This is a genomic window from Actinomyces howellii, assembly GCF_900637165.1.
In the GTDB taxonomy this organism is placed as follows: Bacteria; Actinomycetota; Actinomycetes; order Actinomycetales; family Actinomycetaceae; genus Actinomyces; species Actinomyces howellii.
The window spans coordinates 2,377,956-2,396,300 of sequence record NZ_LR134350.1; the positions used below are offsets into that span (position 1 = coordinate 2,377,956).

The 18,345-nt window shown below is 72.5% G+C and carries 14 protein-coding genes; 9 read left to right on the forward strand and 5 right to left on the reverse strand.

The genetic code is table 11. The annotated features are described in order from the left end of the window. The first annotated feature begins 678 nt into the window (after positions 1–678). From dnaK to EL245_RS10000, 6 genes are all read left to right on the forward strand, one after another. Positions 679–2,535, forward strand: a complete 1,857-nt coding sequence (gene dnaK / locus EL245_RS09975; RefSeq protein WP_126382998.1) for a molecular chaperone DnaK — start codon at positions 679–681, stop codon at positions 2,533–2,535. Continuing rightward, entirely contained in the window at positions 2,532–3,155 is a 624-nt protein-coding gene (locus tag EL245_RS09980) for a nucleotide exchange factor GrpE (protein WP_126382999.1), read from the forward strand. The genes dnaK and EL245_RS09980 overlap by 4 nt, the downstream gene beginning before the upstream one ends. Positions 3,156–3,270: 115 nt before the next feature. Continuing rightward, positions 3,271–4,272: a DnaJ C-terminal domain-containing protein gene (locus tag EL245_RS09985; RefSeq protein WP_126383000.1), complete on the forward strand. Its 1,002-nt coding sequence runs from the start codon at positions 3,271–3,273 to the stop codon at positions 4,270–4,272. Next, positions 4,269–4,745, forward strand: coding sequence for a heat shock protein transcriptional repressor HspR (locus EL245_RS09990; protein WP_126383001.1), 477 nt, complete (start codon positions 4,269–4,271; stop codon positions 4,743–4,745). The genes EL245_RS09985 and EL245_RS09990 overlap by 4 nt, the downstream gene beginning before the upstream one ends. A gap of 84 nt (positions 4,746–4,829) precedes the next feature. Continuing rightward, on the forward strand, positions 4,830–5,297 hold the full coding sequence (locus EL245_RS09995) for a hypothetical protein (RefSeq protein WP_126383002.1): 468 nt from the start codon (positions 4,830–4,832) through the stop codon (positions 5,295–5,297). A gap of 11 nt (positions 5,298–5,308) precedes the next feature. Further along, positions 5,309–6,088, forward strand: a complete 780-nt coding sequence (locus tag EL245_RS10000; RefSeq protein ID WP_126383003.1) for a hypothetical protein — start codon at positions 5,309–5,311, stop codon at positions 6,086–6,088. A gap of 36 nt (positions 6,089–6,124) precedes the next feature. On the opposite strand, the gene EL245_RS10005 is transcribed toward EL245_RS10000, so the two are convergent. The 4 genes from EL245_RS10005 to EL245_RS10020 all read right to left on the reverse strand — a co-directional run bounded on the left by EL245_RS10005 (position 6,125) and on the right by EL245_RS10020 (position 10,547). Next, positions 6,125–8,536 carry a prolyl oligopeptidase family serine peptidase gene (locus EL245_RS10005; RefSeq protein ID WP_126383004.1) on the reverse strand — a complete coding sequence of 804 codons (2,412 nt, stop codon included), beginning with the start codon at positions 8,534–8,536 and terminating at the stop codon, positions 6,125–6,127. A gap of 111 nt (positions 8,537–8,647) precedes the next feature. Then, the gene (locus EL245_RS10010) at positions 8,648–8,830 is read right to left on the reverse strand and encodes an antitoxin (protein WP_126383005.1); all 183 of its coding nucleotides are present in this window, start codon (positions 8,828–8,830) and stop codon (positions 8,648–8,650) included. Between the two features lie 158 nt (positions 8,831–8,988). Continuing rightward, positions 8,989–9,633, reverse strand: coding sequence for a hypothetical protein (locus tag EL245_RS10015; RefSeq protein WP_126383006.1), 645 nt, complete (start codon positions 9,631–9,633; stop codon positions 8,989–8,991). Positions 9,634–9,797: 164 nt separating this feature from the next. After that, positions 9,798–10,547, reverse strand: coding sequence for a hypothetical protein (locus EL245_RS10020; protein WP_126383007.1), 750 nt, complete (start codon positions 10,545–10,547; stop codon positions 9,798–9,800). A 332-nt stretch (positions 10,548–10,879) separates the two neighbouring features. Between EL245_RS10020 and EL245_RS10025 the strand changes: the two genes are divergently transcribed. After that, complete coding sequence (locus EL245_RS10025; RefSeq protein WP_126383008.1) at positions 10,880–13,585, forward strand: ATP-dependent Clp protease ATP-binding subunit; 2,706 nt, start codon at positions 10,880–10,882, stop codon at positions 13,583–13,585. A gap of 117 nt (positions 13,586–13,702) precedes the next feature. Here the strand turns inward: EL245_RS10025 and EL245_RS10030 are convergent, their stop codons facing one another. Then, positions 13,703–14,365, reverse strand: coding sequence for a hypothetical protein (locus tag EL245_RS10030; protein WP_126383009.1), 663 nt, complete (start codon positions 14,363–14,365; stop codon positions 13,703–13,705). Between the two features lie 959 nt (positions 14,366–15,324). On the opposite strand from EL245_RS10030, the gene EL245_RS10035 reads away from it, so the two are divergent. Next, positions 15,325–17,460, forward strand: coding sequence for an NAD(+) synthase (locus EL245_RS10035; RefSeq protein ID WP_126384357.1), 2,136 nt, complete (start codon positions 15,325–15,327; stop codon positions 17,458–17,460). Between the two features lie 27 nt (positions 17,461–17,487). Beyond that, positions 17,488–18,276, forward strand: coding sequence for an HAD hydrolase family protein (locus tag EL245_RS10040; protein WP_126383010.1), 789 nt, complete (start codon positions 17,488–17,490; stop codon positions 18,274–18,276). Positions 18,277–18,345 lie beyond the last annotated feature (69 nt).

An 18,345-nucleotide genomic window follows, 5' to 3' on the forward strand; every position in this document is an offset into this window, starting at 1 on the left:
GGTGGAGCTCCATTGTGGTCCACAGTGACACCTGGCGACTCTGGCGCGCTCCGGGGTGCTCGGTGATCGTGCCAAGGCCGATGCCCGACGGCAGTACCGGACCGGGAGCCTGGACAGATCCAGGACGCGTCGACGCCGACCGGCCTGACAACCGACTTCACCCCTGCCGCCAGGGCCTGAGGACCAGGGGTGGCGATGGCGGACTCACAGGGTCATCACAGGCGGGGGACGTGGAGGACACAGGGAGGAGCGGGAGTCTTGTCTCAGTTGCCAGGGCATGGTCCCGGCGGGCTGGGAGACCCCCGTCGTCGGACCGTCGCCCTGGCTTCTGTCGTTCTTCTGCCGTTGTCGGCCCTTGGCGGACAGGGCCGGGTTGGCGGCTGAGCGTGCGGGCTGGCGGCTGAGCGTGCCGGGCCTCGGCCGGGAGCGCGGCGCCCTGCGGCCACGGTGGCCGGAGGGTCTCCTCGCCGGCCGGGCGCACCGCCCGACCCGGGGCCGTGAGCGTGAGGATCGCCACGTCGATCCGTCGGGAATACCGACAGCACCCCGAAGGTTGAGTGCATCAGACTCAAGGTTGTCGTGAGCGAAGTTGACAAGCCTCCGCTCAACCACAATCCTGAGTGACAACCACTCAATGTCAGTACCAGGCTCCCCCGGGGCCAGCAAGGAGCACAGCACATGGCACGCGCCGTCGGTATCGACCTCGGTACCACCAACTCCGCCATCTCCGTCCTCGAGGGCGGGGAGCCCACGATCATCCCCAACGCCGAGGGCGGCCGCACGACCCCCTCGGTCGTCGCCTTCTCCAAGTCCGGCGACGTCCTCGTCGGCGAGGTCGCCAAGCGTCAGGCGGTCACGAACGTCGACCGCACGATCTCCTCGGTCAAGCGCCACATGGGCACCGACTGGACCGTCGAGATCGACGGCAAGACCTACACCCCCCAGGAGATCAGCGCCCGCATCCTGGCCAAGCTCAAGACCGACGCTGAGGCCTACCTGGGTGAGCCCGTCACCAACGCCGTCATCACCGTCCCGGCCTACTTCAACGACGCCGAGCGCCAGGCGACCAAGGAGGCCGGCACGATCGCGGGCCTGACCGTCGACCGCATCGTCAACGAGCCCACCGCGGCGGCGCTGGCCTACGGCCTGGACAAGGGCAAGGAGGACGAGCTCATCCTCGTGTTCGACCTGGGCGGCGGCACCTTCGACGTCTCCCTGCTCGAGGTCGGCAAGGACGAGGACGGCTTCTCCACCATCCAGGTCCGCGCCACCAACGGCGACAACCGTCTGGGCGGCGACGACTGGGACGCCCGGATCGTCGACTGGCTCGTCAAGCAGGTCAAGGACAAGAACGGTGTCGACCTGTCCAAGGACAAGATCGCCATGCAGCGCCTGCGCGACGCCGCCGAGCAGGCCAAGAAGGAGCTGTCCAGCGCCACGAGCACGGACGTCAACCTGCAGTACCTGTCGATGAGCGAGGCCGGCCCCATCCACCTCGACGAGCGCCTCACCCGCGCCCAGTTCGAGGACATGACCGCCGACCTGCTCGAGCGCACGAAGCTGCCCTTCCGCAACGTCATCAAGGACGCGGGCGTCCAGGTCTCCGACATCGACCACGTCGTCCTCGTCGGCGGCTCGACCCGCATGCCCGCCGTGTCGGCCGTCGTGCGCGAGCTGACCGGCAAGGACCCCAACAAGGGCGTCAACCCCGACGAGGTCGTCGCCATCGGCGCCGCCCTCCAGGCCGGGGTCATCCAGGGCGACCGCACCGACGTCCTGCTCATCGACGTCACCCCCCTGAGCCTGGGCATCGAGACCAAGGGCGGGGTCATGACCAAGCTCATCGAGCGCAACACGGCCATCCCGACCAAGCGCTCCGAGGTCTTCTCCACCGCCGAGGACAACCAGCCCTCGGTGCTCATCCAGGTCTACCAGGGCGAGCGCGAGTTCGCCCGTGACAACAAGCCGCTGGGCACCTTCGAGCTGACCGGCATCGCCCCGGCCCCCCGCGGCGTGCCCCAGATCGAGGTCTCCTTCGACATCGACGCCAACGGCATCGTGCACGTCTCGGCCAAGGACCGCGGGACGGGCAAGGAGCAGTCGATGACCATCTCGGGCGGCTCGGCCCTGCCCAAGGAGGACATCGACCGCATGGTCAAGGACGCCGAGGCCCACGCCGCCGAGGACAAGAAGCGCCGTGAGGAGGCCGAGACCCGCAACATGGCCGAGCAGCAGGCCTACTCGGTGTCCAAGCTCCTCAAGGACAACAAGGACAAGCTGCCCGAGTCCGTGAGCACGGAGGTCGGCGCCGCCGTCGACGAGCTCAAGAAGGCCCTTGAGGGCACCGACATCGAGGCCGTCCGGTCCGCCCAGGACAAGCTCAACGAGGTCGCCCCCAAGATCGGCGAGGCCCTGTACTCCCAGGAGCAGCAGGCCGCCGGCACCCAGGCGGAGGCGGGCGCCTCTGCCGGCTCGGACTCCCAGGACGAGGACATCGTCGACGCCGAGATCGTCGACGACGAGGACTCCAAGTGAGCGCCGACAACAGCTCGGCCCCCTCTCCGGGCGAGCCGATCGACCCCGAGCTCGCCGAGGCCGTCGACTCCGCCTTCGACGGAGTCGTGCTCGACGAGTCCGGCGAGGTCCTCGACGCCGGGGCCGGCCCGGTCGACCAGGCCGGAGGGGATCTGGCCCCGGCGGCCGAGGCCGACAGGCTCCGGGCCGAGGCCGCCCAGGCCTCCGAGGACCTCGCCCGGGCCCGCGCCGACCTGTACAACCTCCAGCAGGAGTACCAGGGCTTCGTGCGGCGCTCGCGCGAGGCGGCGGCGGGACACCGTGAGGCGGGTCAGGCGGCCGTCGTCGAGGCCCTTATCCCGGTCCTCGACGAGATCGCGCTGGCTGACGAGCACGGGGACCTGACCGGCCCCTTCGCCACGACGGCGGGCAAGCTCGAGCAGGTCCTGGCCGACCGCTTCGGCCTCACGCGCTTCGGCGCGGTGGGCGAGCCCTTCGACCCCACCGTCCACGAGGCGCTCATGGCCACCGAGTCGAGCGAGGTGAGCGAGCCCAGCATCATGCTCGTCCTCCAGCCCGGCTACCGCCTGGGCGAGCGCGTCCTGCGCGCCGCCCGCGTCCAGGTGGCCAACCCCGCCTGAGGCCGACCGGCTCCCCGCCGGTGGGGGCGCGCCCGGGAGGCGCGCCCCCACCGGCGGGGAGCCGGGGACGAGGAGACATCATCACGACCATCACCATCATGAGGAGGAGGTGACCATGGCCAGCCAGGACTGGATGACCAAGGACTTCTACGCCGTCCTCGGCGTCGCCAAGGACGCCGACCCCGCCGCCATCAAGAAGGCGTACCGCACGCTCGCCAAGAAGTACCACCCCGACCGCAACCCCGACGACGCCGCGGCCGCCGAGAAGTTCAAGGAGATCGGCGAGGCCTACGCGGTGCTCTCCGACGAGGAGGAGCGCAAGCAGTACGACGCCATCCGCTCGATGGCCGGTGGCGGCGCACGCTTCACCTCCGGCGGAGCCGGCGGCGGGACGGGCTTCGAGGACATCTTCTCGACGATGTTCGGCGGCCAGACCGGCTCGGCCGGGCCCGACGTCGACATCGACGACCTGCTGCGCCAGTTCGGCGCGGCCGGCCAGGCCGGCTACAGCACCGGCCGGCGCAGCCGCAGCCCCTTCGGCTTCGGCTTCGGCTCCCACCCCGAGCCGGTCAAGGGCCCTGACGTCCTGACCAGCGCCACGCTGTCGCTGCGCGACGCCGTGGCCGGCACGACCGTCGAGCTGCTCGCCGACGGGCGGACGATGAAGGTGCGCATCCCCGCCGGGGTGCACACCGGCCAGAAGATCCGCCTGCGCGGCAAGGGCCGGCCGGGCACCGCGGGCGGGGACAACGGCGACATGGTCGTGACGATCACCGTCGCCAAGCACCCGGTGTACTCCATCGACGGCGTCAACCTGCGCATGGACCTGCCGGTCACCCTCGCCGAGGCCGCCCTGGGCGCCACCGTCGAGGTGCCGCTGCTCGACGGGACCTCGACGAAGGTCCGCATCAAGCCCGGGACCCAGTCGGGCACCGTCCTGCGCGTGCGCGGCAAGGGCGTGGTCACCTCCAAGAAGACCGGTGACCTCCTCGTCACCGTGCAGGTGGCCGTGCCCAAGAAGCTGTCGAAGGAGGCCAAGGAGGCGCTGAGCGCCTTTGACGCGGCCATGAACGGCAACGACCCGCGCGCCGGGCTCGCGAGCGAGGCGGCGCAGTGAGAGCCCGACGGCGGACCGGCCAGGGCGTGGACTTCCTCGCCCAGGACGCCCACGACCGGCCGGTCTACGTCATCTCGGTGGCGGCCGAGCTCGCCGGGATGCACCCCCAGACGCTGCGCCAGTACGACCGGCTCGGGCTGGTCGTGCCGGCGCGCACCTCAGGCCGGGGCCGGCGCTACTCCCACCGGGACGTCGAACGTCTCCGCCGGATCCAGGACCTCAGCCAGGAGGGCGTCAACCTCGAGGGGATCCGCAGGATCCTGGGGCTCGAGCGGCGCCTGGAGGAGCTCGAGGCGGAGAACAGGGCCCTGCGCGCCCGACAGGCCGCGGTCGCGCGCGTCTTCGCCGCCGCGGCCGACGGCGAGGTGCAGGTGGTCGCCGGTCGCGGCCCCCGCCCCGCGCGCCCGGCGCGCACCGAGCCCGCCCCGCCCGGGCGCCCGGGCACGGGCCTGGTCCTGCACAGGGGCTGGTAAGCGGGTCGCGTGCCGGAACGCGTGGGCGCCTGCTGGCCAGGACCTGTAGTCTTCGACCGTCCCAACCATGAAGGAACCTCTGAGATGACGCAGCCACAGAACCCCGGACAGCCCTACATCCCGCCGGCCTCCGCCGCCTCCGCCCCGGGCTCCTACTCGCAGCCCTACACCCAGCAGGCGCCCTACCCGGCAGGCGCGCAGCCGGCCTTCCAGCAGCAGGCCTACGACCCCAACGCCCCCCAGGCGGCCCCCCAGCAGTACCCGGTGGCCACGGACTCCTTCTTCTCGAGCCTGTTCTCAGCCACCCGCTCCTTTGCGGCGAGGTACGGCCAGATCGTCATGATCATCGGGACCGTGGCCTACGTCCTCAGCTGGCTCTACAACGCCTACTCCGCCGGAGACACCTACGGCCTCGACGACTACAACGTCGGTAGGTTCCTGTCCACCCTGTTCCTCCAGGCGCCGACGGTCTGCGTCGAGGTCTTCATCCTGCGCCTGATCGTCGAGGTCGCCAGCAAGATCGGCGCCCCCAAGGCCGACGGCCAGGCCTGAGCCGAGGCACGATGGCGCGCTACGAGGACGAGGACGGCGGCCCCCGCTACGGCCAGCGGCTGAGTCCCGAGGAGCTCGCCGCCTACCTGCGCGAGCAGGAGGAGGCCTCACAGGCCGACCGTCCTGGCCGCGCAGACCGTCCCGACCGCGCTGGCCGCGCCGACCGTTCCGCCGGCGCTGAGCGTGCAGACCGTGGCGGCCGCCCCCACGCCGTGGACGGGGGACTGTCTGAGGACGACCCCTACGCCCGGCGTGTCGACGCGAGCCCGGCCTCACCGGCGCAGACGGCGCCCGCGGCCCCTCCGGTGAGCGGGGCCTCGCCCGGTCGGAGGAGACGCAGGTGGAGGACGCTCGTCGTCGGGCTCCTCCTCCTGCTCCTCGTCCCGGGGGTCATGACGGTCTCGGCCGTCACGATGGTCCTCGACGGGTCCCTGGCCGGGGGTGCCGTCCTGGCTGAGGACGGCACCGTGTACCTGGAGAAGGGGACGACCTCGGCCCTGTACAGCGCCAAGGTCAGCGCATCGACGCAGGACTGCACGGTCACCGGCCCCGACGGCGCCGAGCTGGTCGTCGACCGGTCGGTCGAGGGCGCGTCCTACGCGTCCTTCACCGCCTCCCAGACCGGCACCCACACGGTGACCTGCCCCCAGGGCACGGCCGAGGTCGTCATCGGACCACCGATGAACCTGTCCCGCGTCCCGCTGGCCAGCATGCTCGTCATGGGGGCCGTCGTCATCGGCCTGGCCGGGCTCGTCGTCACCGTCATCGGCATCATGCGCCTGCGGCGCTGACCCGCCACCGGGCCCGGCGGCCTCGCCCCGGCGGACTCAGGGCCTCAGGGTGCGCCAGGCGAACTCGTACCTCAGCGCGCTCATCCAGGCCCGCTGGGCGTTCGTCGAGGCGGCGCCGTGCCCTCCCTCGGAGTTCTCGAAGTAGGTGACCGGCTGGCCCAGCGACTCCAGGCGGTGGGCCATCGTGCGCGCGTGGGCCGGGTGGACCCGGTCGTCACGGGTGGAGGTCACCAGGAGCGTCGGCGGGTAGTGCCTGCCGCGCTCGAGCAGGTGGAAGGGGGAGAAGGTGCGCAGGCTGGCCCACTGCTCGGGGTCCTCGGGGTCCCCGTACTCGGCCTCCCAGGAGGCGCCGGCCAGAAGACTGGTGTAGCGGCTCATGTCGAGCAGCGGGACCTCGCACAGGACCGCCCCGACGAGCTCGGGGTAGGTCGTGAGCACGTTGCCCACGAGCAGGCCGCCGTTGGAGCCGCCGTGCACAGCCAGCCCCGTGCGGGTCGTCACCCCGCGCTCGACCAGCGCCCGGGCCACCGCTGCGAAGTCCTCGTAGACCCGGTGCCTGCCCTCCTTGAGCCCGGCCCGGTGCCAGGCAGGACCGTACTCCCCGCCGCCACGGGTGTTCGCGATGACGTAGGTGCCGCCGCGCTCCAGCCACGCCTTGCCGGTCACCGGCAGGTAGCCCGCTCCCAGCGGCACCTCGAAGCCGCCGTACCCGTAGAGGATCGTCGGGACGGGCACCGGGCGGCCCTCCTCGTCGCGGGCCGGCCGGCCCACCTCGAAGTAGGGCACCCGCGTCCCGTCGGCCGAGACGGCCACGTGCTGGCTGGCCACGACGCCGCGGGCGTCGAAACGCTCGGGGGCTGCTCGGAGGACCTCGACACCGCCCAGGGCGCCCTCGGCGTCGAGGGAGCCGACGGCCAGCGTCGTCGGGCGGGTGAAGGACGAGCAGGTCAGCCACAGGCGGTCGTCCACACGGTTGTCGACGGCGCCGGCCGAGACCGTCAGGAGCGGGCGTCCCGGGCGCAGGAGCGTGGGGTCTGCCGGGCCGTCGGTGCCCTGGGCGGCGGCCTCGGCGGTCTCGGCGCCCCGTGCGCCGGTCCCTGGGCCCTCGTCCCACGATCCCGGCCCCTCCTCCGCCCCGGCGCGCGCCAGCGGCCCCAGGTCGAGGGGGCGCCGCGTCCAGGGTGCCGAGCCGGCAGGGGGAGTGAGGACCTCGAGGACCGTCACGCAGTCGTCGAGGACGGTGAGCACGAGGTGGTGGGCGGTGGTCGTCCACCCGGTGAGGCTCGAGCTCGGGGTCGGGGTGAACAGCACCTCCATCTGGCGCGATCCGGCCAGGAAGTCCTCGAGCCCGACGGCCAGCAGCGCGCCGGCCGGGTAGGTCGTGCCGGGGCCGTGCCCGCCCTCGGCATCCCGGGCGCCCTCAGGATCCTGGGCGCCGTCGGATCCCGGCGTCCAGTCCTCGCGCAGGCTGATGAGCAGGAGGTCCCAGGCCGCGACGGCCTGTGCCGACGCGGGCACGTCGATGTGCACCGCACCGGGAGCGGGGACTGTCACCTCGGAGGCCAGGCACTCCTGTGAGCGCGAGGCGGGCAGCGTCTGGGCGCCCTCGGGCAGGAGCCACAGCTCCTCGGTGTGGAAGTCAGGGTGGGTGAGCAGCCAGGTGCGCCCCCAGCGGTCCCGGTGCGCCCACGCGCCGTCGTCACCCGGCGCCGCGGTCAGGAGGATCTCGGCGTCCTGCGCCGCGGCGCCCCGGCGCAGGCGGCGCACCTGCCGCGGGTAGCCGGCCGGGGACAGCGAGCCGGGTCCGACGTCGGCCACCGACAGGACGGACTGGCCCTCGTCGTCGGCCCAGGACAGCGAGCCCTTGGAGGCGGCCCGGGAGAAGCCGCCCTCGGCGGGCGTGACGAAGCGGCGCTCGTCAAGGTCGAGCTCGCGGGTGACGTCGGTGTCCGAGCCGCCCTCGGACAGGTCGACCAGCGCGCGTCGCCCGGCCAGCGCCCCGGTGCGCAGCACCTGCGCACCGTGCCACACCCAGGCCACGCCCTCGGCCTGCCCCAGGGCGTCGAGGTCGAGGAGCTCCTCCCAGACCGTGCTCCCGCCCGCCCCCGGCGCCCCGGCGCGGTAGGAGTCCCAGGTCGTGCGCCGCCACAGGCCCCGCGGGTGGTCGGCGTCGGTCCACAGGTTGTAGAGCAGGCCGGCCGCCTGAGCGACCGCGGGGATGCGGTCGGGGGAGTCCATGATCGCCTCGAGGGCCGCCCGGGTGGCCTCGAAGGACTCCTGCCCCTCGAAGGCGGTGCGTGTGCGGGCGTTGTGCTCCTCGACCCAGGCCAGGGCGCGCTCGCCCTCGATCTCGTCGAGCCAGGCGGGGACCTCGGGGAGGTCCTCGCCCGGTGCCTCGAGGGCGGGGCCGGTCGGTACGGGGGAGGGGGCGGCGTCCGAGGTCGACATGAGGGCATTGTGCCTGCCGGAGCACCCGCCCGGACGACGAAGGGCCCCCGCACCACCGGTGGTGCGGGGGCCCCGACCTGCGATCCCAGGACCGCGGAGGCCTGTCAGCTCTCAGGCGTTGCCGAGCTTGCCGTCAGCGGCGTCCCGAGCGGCGTCGACCTGGGAGTCGAACTTGCCTCCGGTCACCTTCTTGGCGGCGTCGGCAGCCTTGTCCAGGACGGTGTCCGAGACGGACTCGACCTTCTCAGAGCCAAGGGCCTCCTCGGCCTTGTTCTTCAGGTCATCAATTCCCATGATGGCCTCCTTTCCTCGGGGTGCGCGGTACCGGGCGGCACCGGCCTGCACCGATCATCACATCCCCGGCTGCGCCGTGTCGCCCCCGCCCGCCGTCGGTGCGGGTGTTTTCGGGCCGACGGCGAACACCCGCTCCTCCGTCCTGCCCCGTCACCCGTTCAGGCCAGGGAGTCCAGGATCGCCTCGGTCAGCGAGTCGGTGTCCTCCTGTGAGCCGGTGAGCACCGAGATCCGGGCGTCGCGGCCGTCGGGGGTCGGGGCCGCGATGACCGTGCCGTGGACGGTCGTTCCCGAGTCCTCGGCCGTGTAGGACACGACCGTGGCGGTTCCCTGCGCCGTGTCGGCCTGCCTCGACCCGGTCACCGTGCCGCCGAGGTCGGAGACCGTGGCCGTGAGCGCGTCCTGGTCGGGGGTACCCGTCCCGGTGCCCATGTCGGCGACGTGGAGGGTGCCGACGGTCCCCTGGGCGGGAGCGGGGTCGATGGCGACGAACTCGGTGTCCGCGAGGGTGGCCTCCAGGATCTCGGTGCTCAGCCCCGTGGCCCCGGCGACCTGCTCGAGGACGACGGGGTTCGACACCGCCTCGGGGGCGATCGTCTGCCAGTGGGAGGGTACGGCGATGGTCAGGCCGAGGTCAGGGACCGAGGCGCTCGTGTAGGCCTCCTGCTCGGCCGTGGCGGTGGCCGAGGACGGTGCTGAGGCGGAGGCGGCCGGGTCGGGGTCGACGATGAGGGAGCATGCGGTCAGGGACAGGGGGATGAGGGCTGCGGCTGCCACGGCGACCGCACGGACGATGGGTGTCACGGCATTCTCCTCACGCGGGTGGCTGGCGTGGCCCTGACCCTACCGGTCGCGCCCGGGGGCGCGGTGGCGCAGGGGAGAACTCCCCATCGGCCACCGCGCCCCCGGGCGCGTCGCGTGCGGGCCCGGTCGGCCCGGTCGGGTTGGTCGGCCCGGCCGGTGCGGGCTCAGGAGGCCTGGGCCGAGGAAATGATGGCGTCGGCGATCTCCTGGGTCTGGGCGGCGTCCACCGTGGAGACCGCCACGGCCTCGAAACCGCCGTCCGGGGTCGGCAGGACGATGGACATCCCCTGGACCGTGACGGTCGAGCCGTCGGCGACCTGCTGGTCCAGCGTGTAGGTCAAGGTGGCGGCGTCGCCCAGCGCGGTCGCCTCCTCGGTGAACTCCCCGGGGGTGGCGCCGGCGATCGACAGGCTCGCGCTCAGCGTCTCCTCGCTGGGCAGCGTCGAGAAAGAGGGCTCGGGCAGGGCGGAGACGTTGGAGTAGAAGGACGAGGGCGCCGTCAGGTCCAGGGCGTAGATGTCGGCCTGCGACATGGTGGACGCGATCATCTCAGCCGAGTAGGTCGAGCCCGACTGGTCCAGCAGCGTCTGGATGGCGGCGGGGTCGGACAGGATGGAGGTGTCCATGACCGTCCAGTGGGCGGGCAGGGCGAAGGAGATCCCGGAGTCGCCGACCGCGGTGAGGGTGTAGCCCTCGGGGACGGTGGCCTGCGCGGCGGGGGCCTCCGTGGTCTCCTCCGCGGTGCTTGCCGCGCTCGACGTCGAGGTGTCCGAGGAGCTTGAGGAGCTTGAGGAGCTTGAGGAGCTCGAGGACTCAGAGGAGCTCGAGTCCGAGGAGTTGGAGCAGGCGGCGGAGCCGACTGCGATGAGGAGGGCTGCGGTCAGGGCGAGGGGGCGGCGAAGAGGCAGGCTCATAAGGGGCTCCAAGGAGGTGAGACGGTTCCCGGCGCTCACCGGGTCTCAGGAAGGCTACAGGGTGGACACGGGTCGGACTCAAGGGAAACTCAAGGGAAGTTGTCCCCAGTCGGCCCCTCCGGCTCGCCCTGGCCTCGAGGTGCCTGGGGCTTGACCGGCGCCGGCTCTCGACCGGTCCGCACGCCACCACTCCGACAATGGCATGCGACACACTCGCCTGCATCGAAAGTTGAGCGGAATAGACTCAATGTTCGAGAGGTTGGACAGGGCGGACAGATCGGGGCCGCACGCCGCCCCGCTGAGACTCTCACTGACACACAAGGAGGTCCGTCATGGACACGAACTACACGACCCGCTCCCAGGAGGCGATCAGCGGCGCCATCCAGGCGGCCGCGGCCGCGGGCAACCCCCAGGTCGACACCGCCCACCTCCTGGCCGAGCTGCTCGGCCAGACCGACGGGGTGGCCCTCGGGCTGCTCGCCGCCGTCGACCCCGACCCCGGCGCGCGGACCGCCGTCGGCGCAGCCACCCGCCGCGTCCTCACCCAGCTGCCGACCAGCTCGGGGTCCTCGGTCAGCCAGCCCCAGCCCTCCCGCGCCCTGCTGGCCGCCCTCGAGGCGGCCGACAAGGAGGCCAAGGGGATGGGTGACGAGTACATCTCCACCGAGCACCTGCTCATCGGCCTGGCCTCGGGCGACCCGTCGGTCGACCCGGTGGCACGGATCCTGGCGGAGCACGGCGCCACCGCGGCGGCTCTGCGCGAGGCCCTGCCCTCCGTGCGCGGCTCGGGCCGCGTCACCTCCCCCAACCCCGAGGGCACCTACCAGGCGCTGGCCAAGTACGGCACCGACCTGACCGAGGCCGCGCGTGAGGGCAAGCTCGACCCGGTCATCGGCCGCGACTCCGAGATCCGCCGGGTCGTCCAGGTCCTGAGCCGACGCACGAAGAACAACCCGGTCCTCATCGGGGAGCCCGGTGTCGGCAAGACCGCCGTCGTCGAGGGCCTGGCCCAGCGCATCGTCGCCGGCGACGTCCCCGAGTCCCTGCGCGGCAAGCGGCTCATCGCCCTCGACCTGGCTGGCATGGTCGCGGGCGCCAAGTACCGCGGCGAGTTCGAGGAGCGCCTCAAGGCGGTGCTCAAGGAGATCAAGGACTCCGACGGCGAGGTCGTCACCTTCATCGACGAGCTCCACACCGTCGTCGGTGCCGGAGGCGGCTCGGAGGGGGCGATGGACGCGGGCAACATGCTCAAGCCCATGCTCGCCCGCGGCGAGCTGCGCCTCGTCGGGGCAACGACCCTCGACGAGTACCGCGAGCGCATCGAGAAGGACCCCGCCCTCGAGCGCCGCTTCCAGCAGGTCTTCGTCGGTGAGCCCTCCGTGGCCGACACCGTGGCGATCCTGCGAGGCATCGCCCCCAAGTACGAGGCGCACCACCAGGTGACGATCTCCGACGGCGCCCTCGTGGCCGCCGCCTCCCTGTCCGACCGGTACATCACCGGCCGCCAGCTGCCCGACAAGGCCATCGACCTCATCGACGAGGCGGCCTCGCGCCTGCGCATGGAGCTCGACTCCAGCCCCGTCGAGATCGACGAGCTGCGCCGCCGCGTCGACCGCATGCGCATGGAGGAGGCCTACCTGGCCGACTCCCTGGGGGACGAGGCGGCCGACCCGGCCGCGGCCGAGCGCCTCGAGCGCCTGCGCGCCGAGCTGGCCGACGCCTCGGAGCGCCTCACCGCGCTCAACGCCCGGTGGGAGGCCGAGAAGGCCGGCCACAACAAGGTCGGTGAGCTGCGTGCCGCTCTCGACGAGCTGCGCACGAAGGCCGACCTGGCCGAGCGCGAGGGCCGTTTCGAGGAGGCAGGGCGCCTGCGCTACGGCGAGATGCCGGCCCTCGAGGCTCAGATCCGCGACGCCGAGCAGGCCCAGGCCGAGGCCGACGCCGCCGTCGTGGGCCCTGACGGCGAGCAGCGCCCCGGTGCCCCCGAGCCGATGATCGCCGAGAAGGTCGGACCGACCGAGATCGCGGAGGTCATCTCCTCGTGGACCGGCATCCCGGTGGGCAAGCTCCTGGCCGGCGAGCAGCGCAAGCTCCTCGAGATGGAGGCCGAGCTGGCCACCCGGCTCATCGGGCAGGCAGCGGCGGTCGCGGCCGTGGCCGACGCCGTGCGCCGCTCCCGCGCCGGGGTCTCCGACCCCGACCGCCCGACGGGGTCCTTCCTCCTCCTGGGCCCCACCGGGGTGGGAAAGACCGAGCTGGCCAAGGCCCTCGCGGAGTTCCTCTTCGACGACGAGCGAGCCATCGTGCGCATCGACATGAGCGAGTACTCCGAGAAGCACTCGGTGGCCCGGCTCGTGGGGGCCCCTCCCGGTTACGTCGGCTACGAGGAGGGCGGGCAGCTCACCGAGGCCGTCCGACGCCGCCCCTACTCGGTCGTGCTGCTCGACGAGGTCGAGAAGGCCCACCCCGAGGTCTTCGACATCCTCCTGCAGGTCCTCGACGACGGCCGGCTCACCGACGGCCAGGGGCGGACCGTCGACTTCCGCAACGTCATCCTCGTGCTCACCTCGAACCTGGGCAGCCAGTTCCTCATCGACCCCGTCCTGAGCCCCGACGAGAAGCGCGAGGCCGTCATGACCGCGGTGCGTCAGGCCTTCAAGCCCGAGTTCCTCAACCGCCTCGACGACACCCTCGTCTTCGACCCCCTGACCAAGGAGGAGCTGGGCAGGATCGTCGACATCCAGCTGACCAGGATGGCGCAGCGCCTGGCCGACCGCCGCCTGAGCCTGAGGGTCACCGACGAGGCCCGCTCCTGGCTCGCCGACGAGGGTTACGACCCCGCCTACGGCGCCCGGCCGTTGCGCCGCCTCGTCCAGCGCGAGATCGGGGACCGGCTGGCCCGGATGCTCCTGGCGGGGGAGGTCCTCGACGGTCAGGAGGTCGTCGTCGACGTCAGCCCCGAGGGCGTCCTGGCGGGCCTGGTCCTGTCGGCGCGGGGCGACGCCTGGGCGCCCTCGGCCTCCTCGCCCGGGCTCTGAGGCGCCTCAACCCGCCTGACAGCCCAGGCTCCCCAAGGGGCAGGCGCGACGGCCGGGGCCCCGACCCTCAACGGGTCGGGGCCCCGGCCGCGCGTGCGGCAGCTGCGCTGCTCGCGGTCACAGGTACATGCGCTTGTAGTCGACGACCTTCCACTCGCCGGTCTCGGACTGCGCGAGGTAGAACCAGGCGGTGGGCAGGTTCCCGTTGAGCGAGTCGCCCGAGGCCTCCGTGACCTCGAGGCGGCAGCTGACGGTCGGGTTGCCGTCGAGGTCGTCGGTCTCATCGCCCTCGAGCCCTTCGGTGCACACCCCCGCCGAGGCGGTGCTCCCCTCCTCGACGAGCGAGGTGTCGCGCAGTCCCAGAAGGTCCCAGTCGGTCCACGTGAAGTCCGAGCCGGACTGCTCCTCGGTCAGCTCGGGGTAGACCTCCGGGGCGGCCACGGCCTGGAAGGCCGCCGGGTCATCGGCCTGGATCGCGTCAAAGGCGGTCTGCCACACCCCCTGGGCCTCGGTCAGGTCGACCGCCTGGCCGCTCGAGGCGGTGGCCCCACCGGAGGAGGCCTGCGACGGGGAGGTCGAGCCTGTGTCGTCGGCGTCGTCTGCGTCGTCGGTGGTGTCGTCGTCAGCGCCGGTTGAGGTGGGTTGGGCGTCGGACGAGGAGGTCCCGGAGCCTGTCGAGCTCGAGACCGGATCGGAGGACGATCCGGACTCTGATCCGGACTCTGAGGATCCGCAGGCGGCCAGGCTGCCCGCCAGGGCGAGGCAGGCCAGGGTGGTCACGGTGAGACGGTATGGACGGTTCACGGGGTACCTCCGCAGAGACGTGTGCTTCAGGGGACGCATCCACGGTATCACCATATGTGTTGAGCATCACTTTGGAGGCGCCCTCCGGTGGGGTGGGGCCCGCGTCGCTCAGCGGGGCCTGCCGGGCAGGAGGCCCGGCGTCCTCGAGGTGCGCCGCACCGTGGGTGACCGGAGCGGACGCGTGGGGGGCGCGGGTCGCCACAGCACGTCGGGGCCTGGGCGCCGGGCGGGCCTGAGAAGGAAGCACGAAGCCCCGCACCGTGAACGGTGCGGGGCCTCGCATCGGACTCGGGGGCGCGGTCCCTGAATCGCGACATCCCCGAACGCCTCCGCAGTCATCGGGGTCCCTGATCCCCTCGTGCGTCGTGCGTTCCGACGGGAGACATCATATGCACCCTCCCGGCCGGAACTCCATCCCCGGATTGGCGGAATTCCGCCAATCCCGTATTACGGCTCGGTTGCGATTTCGCTGAAGAGCCGAGATCGGGCCTCCAAGCCGCACAGGCGGCTCACAGGAAGGCCGCTTTCGAGGCTCCGGCGGGTCCCCGGGTGGCTCCGGCGGGCACCGAGCCCCGACTCTGTGCCGGCCGCCGCGAGCGCGCCTGAGTCCCTCCGAGTCGCCCCGAGTTGCCCCGCGTCCGAGTTGCCCCGAGTCGCCCCGCGGGGCGTGCCCAGAGACCGGCAGCCTCTCGGCCGGGCAGGGGACGTGGGAGGATCTGCACATGGATCGCACGGAGCGCACAGAGCCCACGGATCGCACCGATCTCCTCGATCGCCCGGATCGCCCGGATCGCCCGGTTCGCCCGGAAAGCACCGATCGCACTGGGCGCACCGGTCGTGCCGTGCCCACGAGCGCGGGTGCGACCGCCCGCGCCGCCGCCCGACCCGGCCCGGGAGCGGCCCAGGGCACCCAGGCCCTCGCGCGCGAGGCGGACATCGTGTTCCGCTCGGCCTACGACCAGGGCTTCGCGCGCGTCGCCGCCGTCACCCTGCCCGTCGTGACGGCGGACCCGGCCGCCAACGCCGCGGCGGTCATCGCCCAGGCCCGGGCCCTGTCGGACCAGGGGGTGTGCCTGGCCGCCTTTCCCGAGCTGTGCCTGACCGGCTACGCCATCGACGACCTCATCCTCCAGGACGTCCTGCTCGCCGAGGTCCTCACGGCTCTCGAGGAGCTTCGTGCCGCCTCGGCCGAGCTCCTGCCCCTGCTCGTCGTCGGGGCGCCGCTGCGCCTGGGCAGCCGCCTGTACAACTGCGCGGTGGTCATCCAGGGCGGGGCGGTGCGCGGCGTCGTGCCCAAGTCCTACCCGCCCACCTACCGCGAGTTCTACGAGGCTCGCCACGTCGCCGCCGGCGTCGGGGCACCCGCCAGGAGCATCCTCCTGCGGGGCGTGGCAGGGCCCGCAGGAGGCCAGGACCCCGGGCAGGACGCCGGCCAGGACGCTGGGGCGCGGGACGGGGCCGTCGTCCCCTTCGGCACGGACCTGCTCTTCGAGGTCGAGGACGTCGCGGGCCTGACCGTCAGCGTCGAGGTCTGCGAGGACATGTGGGTGCCGGTGCCCCCCTCCTGCCTGGCGGCCCTCGACGGGGCGACGGTCCAGGTCAACATCTCCGGGTCCCCGATCACCGTGGGGCGGTCCGAGGACCGCATGCTCCTGGCCCGCGCCTCCTCGGCCCGCAACCTCTCCGCCTACCTCTACGCGGCCGCGGGCCAGGGCGAGTCGACCACCGACCTGTCCTGGGACGGTCAGACCTTCGTCTACGACAACGGCGAGCTCCTGGGCTCCACCGAGCGGTTCCCGGACGGGCCGCGGGCCACGGTCGCGGACGTCGACCTCGAGGGGCTGCTCGCCGAGCGCCTGCGCCAGGGCACCTTCGAGGACAACCGGCGGGCCCTGGCCGCCGGCTCCGGGGCCCCGGAGCGCAGGACGGTGCGCATCGGGCGCCAGGAGATGGCCGTCCCGCGCACCGACATCGGCCTGCGGCGCACCGTCGACCGCTTCCCCTTCGTCCCCGACGACCCCGCCCGCCTGGCCCAGGACTGCTACGAGGCCTACAACATCCAGGTCGCCGGGCTCGTCCAGCGGCTGCGGGCCATCGGCAACCCGCTCGTCGTCATCGGGGTGTCCGGCGGGCTGGACTCGACCCACGCCCTCATCGTGGCGGCCCGGGCCATGGACCGCCTGGGCCGTCCCCGCTCGGACATCCACGCCATCACGATGCCCGGCTTCGCCACGAGCGAGCAGACCAAGCACAACGCGCTCGCCCTCGCCACGGCGCTGGGATGCCGGGTCGAGGAGCTCGACATCCGCCCCACGGCCACGACCATGCTCACCGAGATGGGCCACCCCTACGGGCGCGGCGAGCGGGGCAGGGAGGTCTACGACGTCACCTTCGAGAACGTCCAGGCCGGCCTGCGCACCGACTTCCTGTTCCGTATCGCCAACGCCCGCGGCGGCATCGTCCTGGGCACCGGCGACCTGTCCGAGCTGGCCCTGGGCTGGTGCACCTTCGGGGTGGGCGACCAGATGTCGCACTACAACGTCAACGGCGGCATCCCCAAGACCCTCATCCAGCACCTCATCCGCTGGGTGGCGGCCGAGGGCCTGTTCCCCGCCGAGGCCTCCCGCGTCCTGAAGGCGGTGCTCGACACCGAGATCAGCCCCGAGCTCGTGCCCGCCTCCGACTCCGAGCCCATCCAGTCCACCCAGGCCCGGATCGGGCCCTACGCCCTCCAGGACTTCACGCTGTGGCACGTCCTGCGCCGCGGCTCGCGGCCCAGCCGCATCGCCTTCCTGGCGGAGAAGGCCTGGTCGGACGCCTCGGCGGGGCAGTGGCCCGAGGGCCTGCCCGACTCCGAGCGGGTGTCCTACACCCTGGCCGAGATCCGCTCCTGGGAGCTCGTGTTCCTCCGTCGCTTCTTCGCCAACCAGTTCAAGCGCTCGACACTGCCCAACGGCCCCAAGGTGGTGGCCGGAGGCTCGCTGTCCCCCCGGGGCGACTGGCGCATGCCCTCGGACGCCAGCGCCGCGGCCTGGGTCGCCGAGCTCGAGCGCAACGTGCCGCCGACCTGACACGCACCACCCGACAGGAGCGCCCTCATGCGCAAGCTCATCTCCACCGACCTCGACGGCACCATCATCCTCAACGCGGCGATCGGCGAGGCCGACCTGGCGGCGATGGCGCGCTGGCGCGCGGCCGGCAACCTCCTCGTCCTCAACACCGGGCGCTCCCTGGGGGCGCTGCGCCACGCCCTGGAGGGTGTCGACCTCGCCTTCGACCGCGCCATCCTCTACACGGGCGCGGTCCTCATCGACGGGTCCTACGAGATCCTCGAGGCCGCTGACCTGCCGCTGGGGGTGGCCGACGACGTCCTCGAGCTGGTCCGGGACCGCGGGCAGATGTCGGTGTTCGCCACGACGCTGGACGGCGACCTGCTCCTCCACGACGCCATCGGCTCGAGCTCGCAGCTGCTGTCGCTGTTCGAGCGCGGCTCGCGGGCCGATCTCGACGGGCGCCGGCTCGTCGGCGTGCCGGTGCGCGGCCTGGAGCCGACGGTCCTCGACGAGGTCCACCGCGAGGTCGAGCGGCGCTGGGAGGGAGTGGTCGTCGGCTTCAGGAACCAGGACTTCCTCGACATCGTGCCCGCAGGCTCCTCCAAGGGCGGAGGACTGGTCGGGCTCGTCCACGAGCTGACGGCCCCGGGAGGGACCTGCGCGGGAGAGCGCATCGAGACCTGGTCGCTGGGTGACTCCTGGAACGACATCACGATGCACCAGGCGGCCGACCACGCAGCGGCCCTGCCCTGGTCGCCGCCGGAGGTGGTCGCCGCCGCGGGTCGAACGGTCGGGTCCCTGGCCGAGCTCGTCGAGGAGCTCCTCGGGCGGTGAGCCGGACCGCGCCCCTCTGAGCAGACCTGGCGATGAAACGTGGCAATGATCACGAACGATCAACATCAC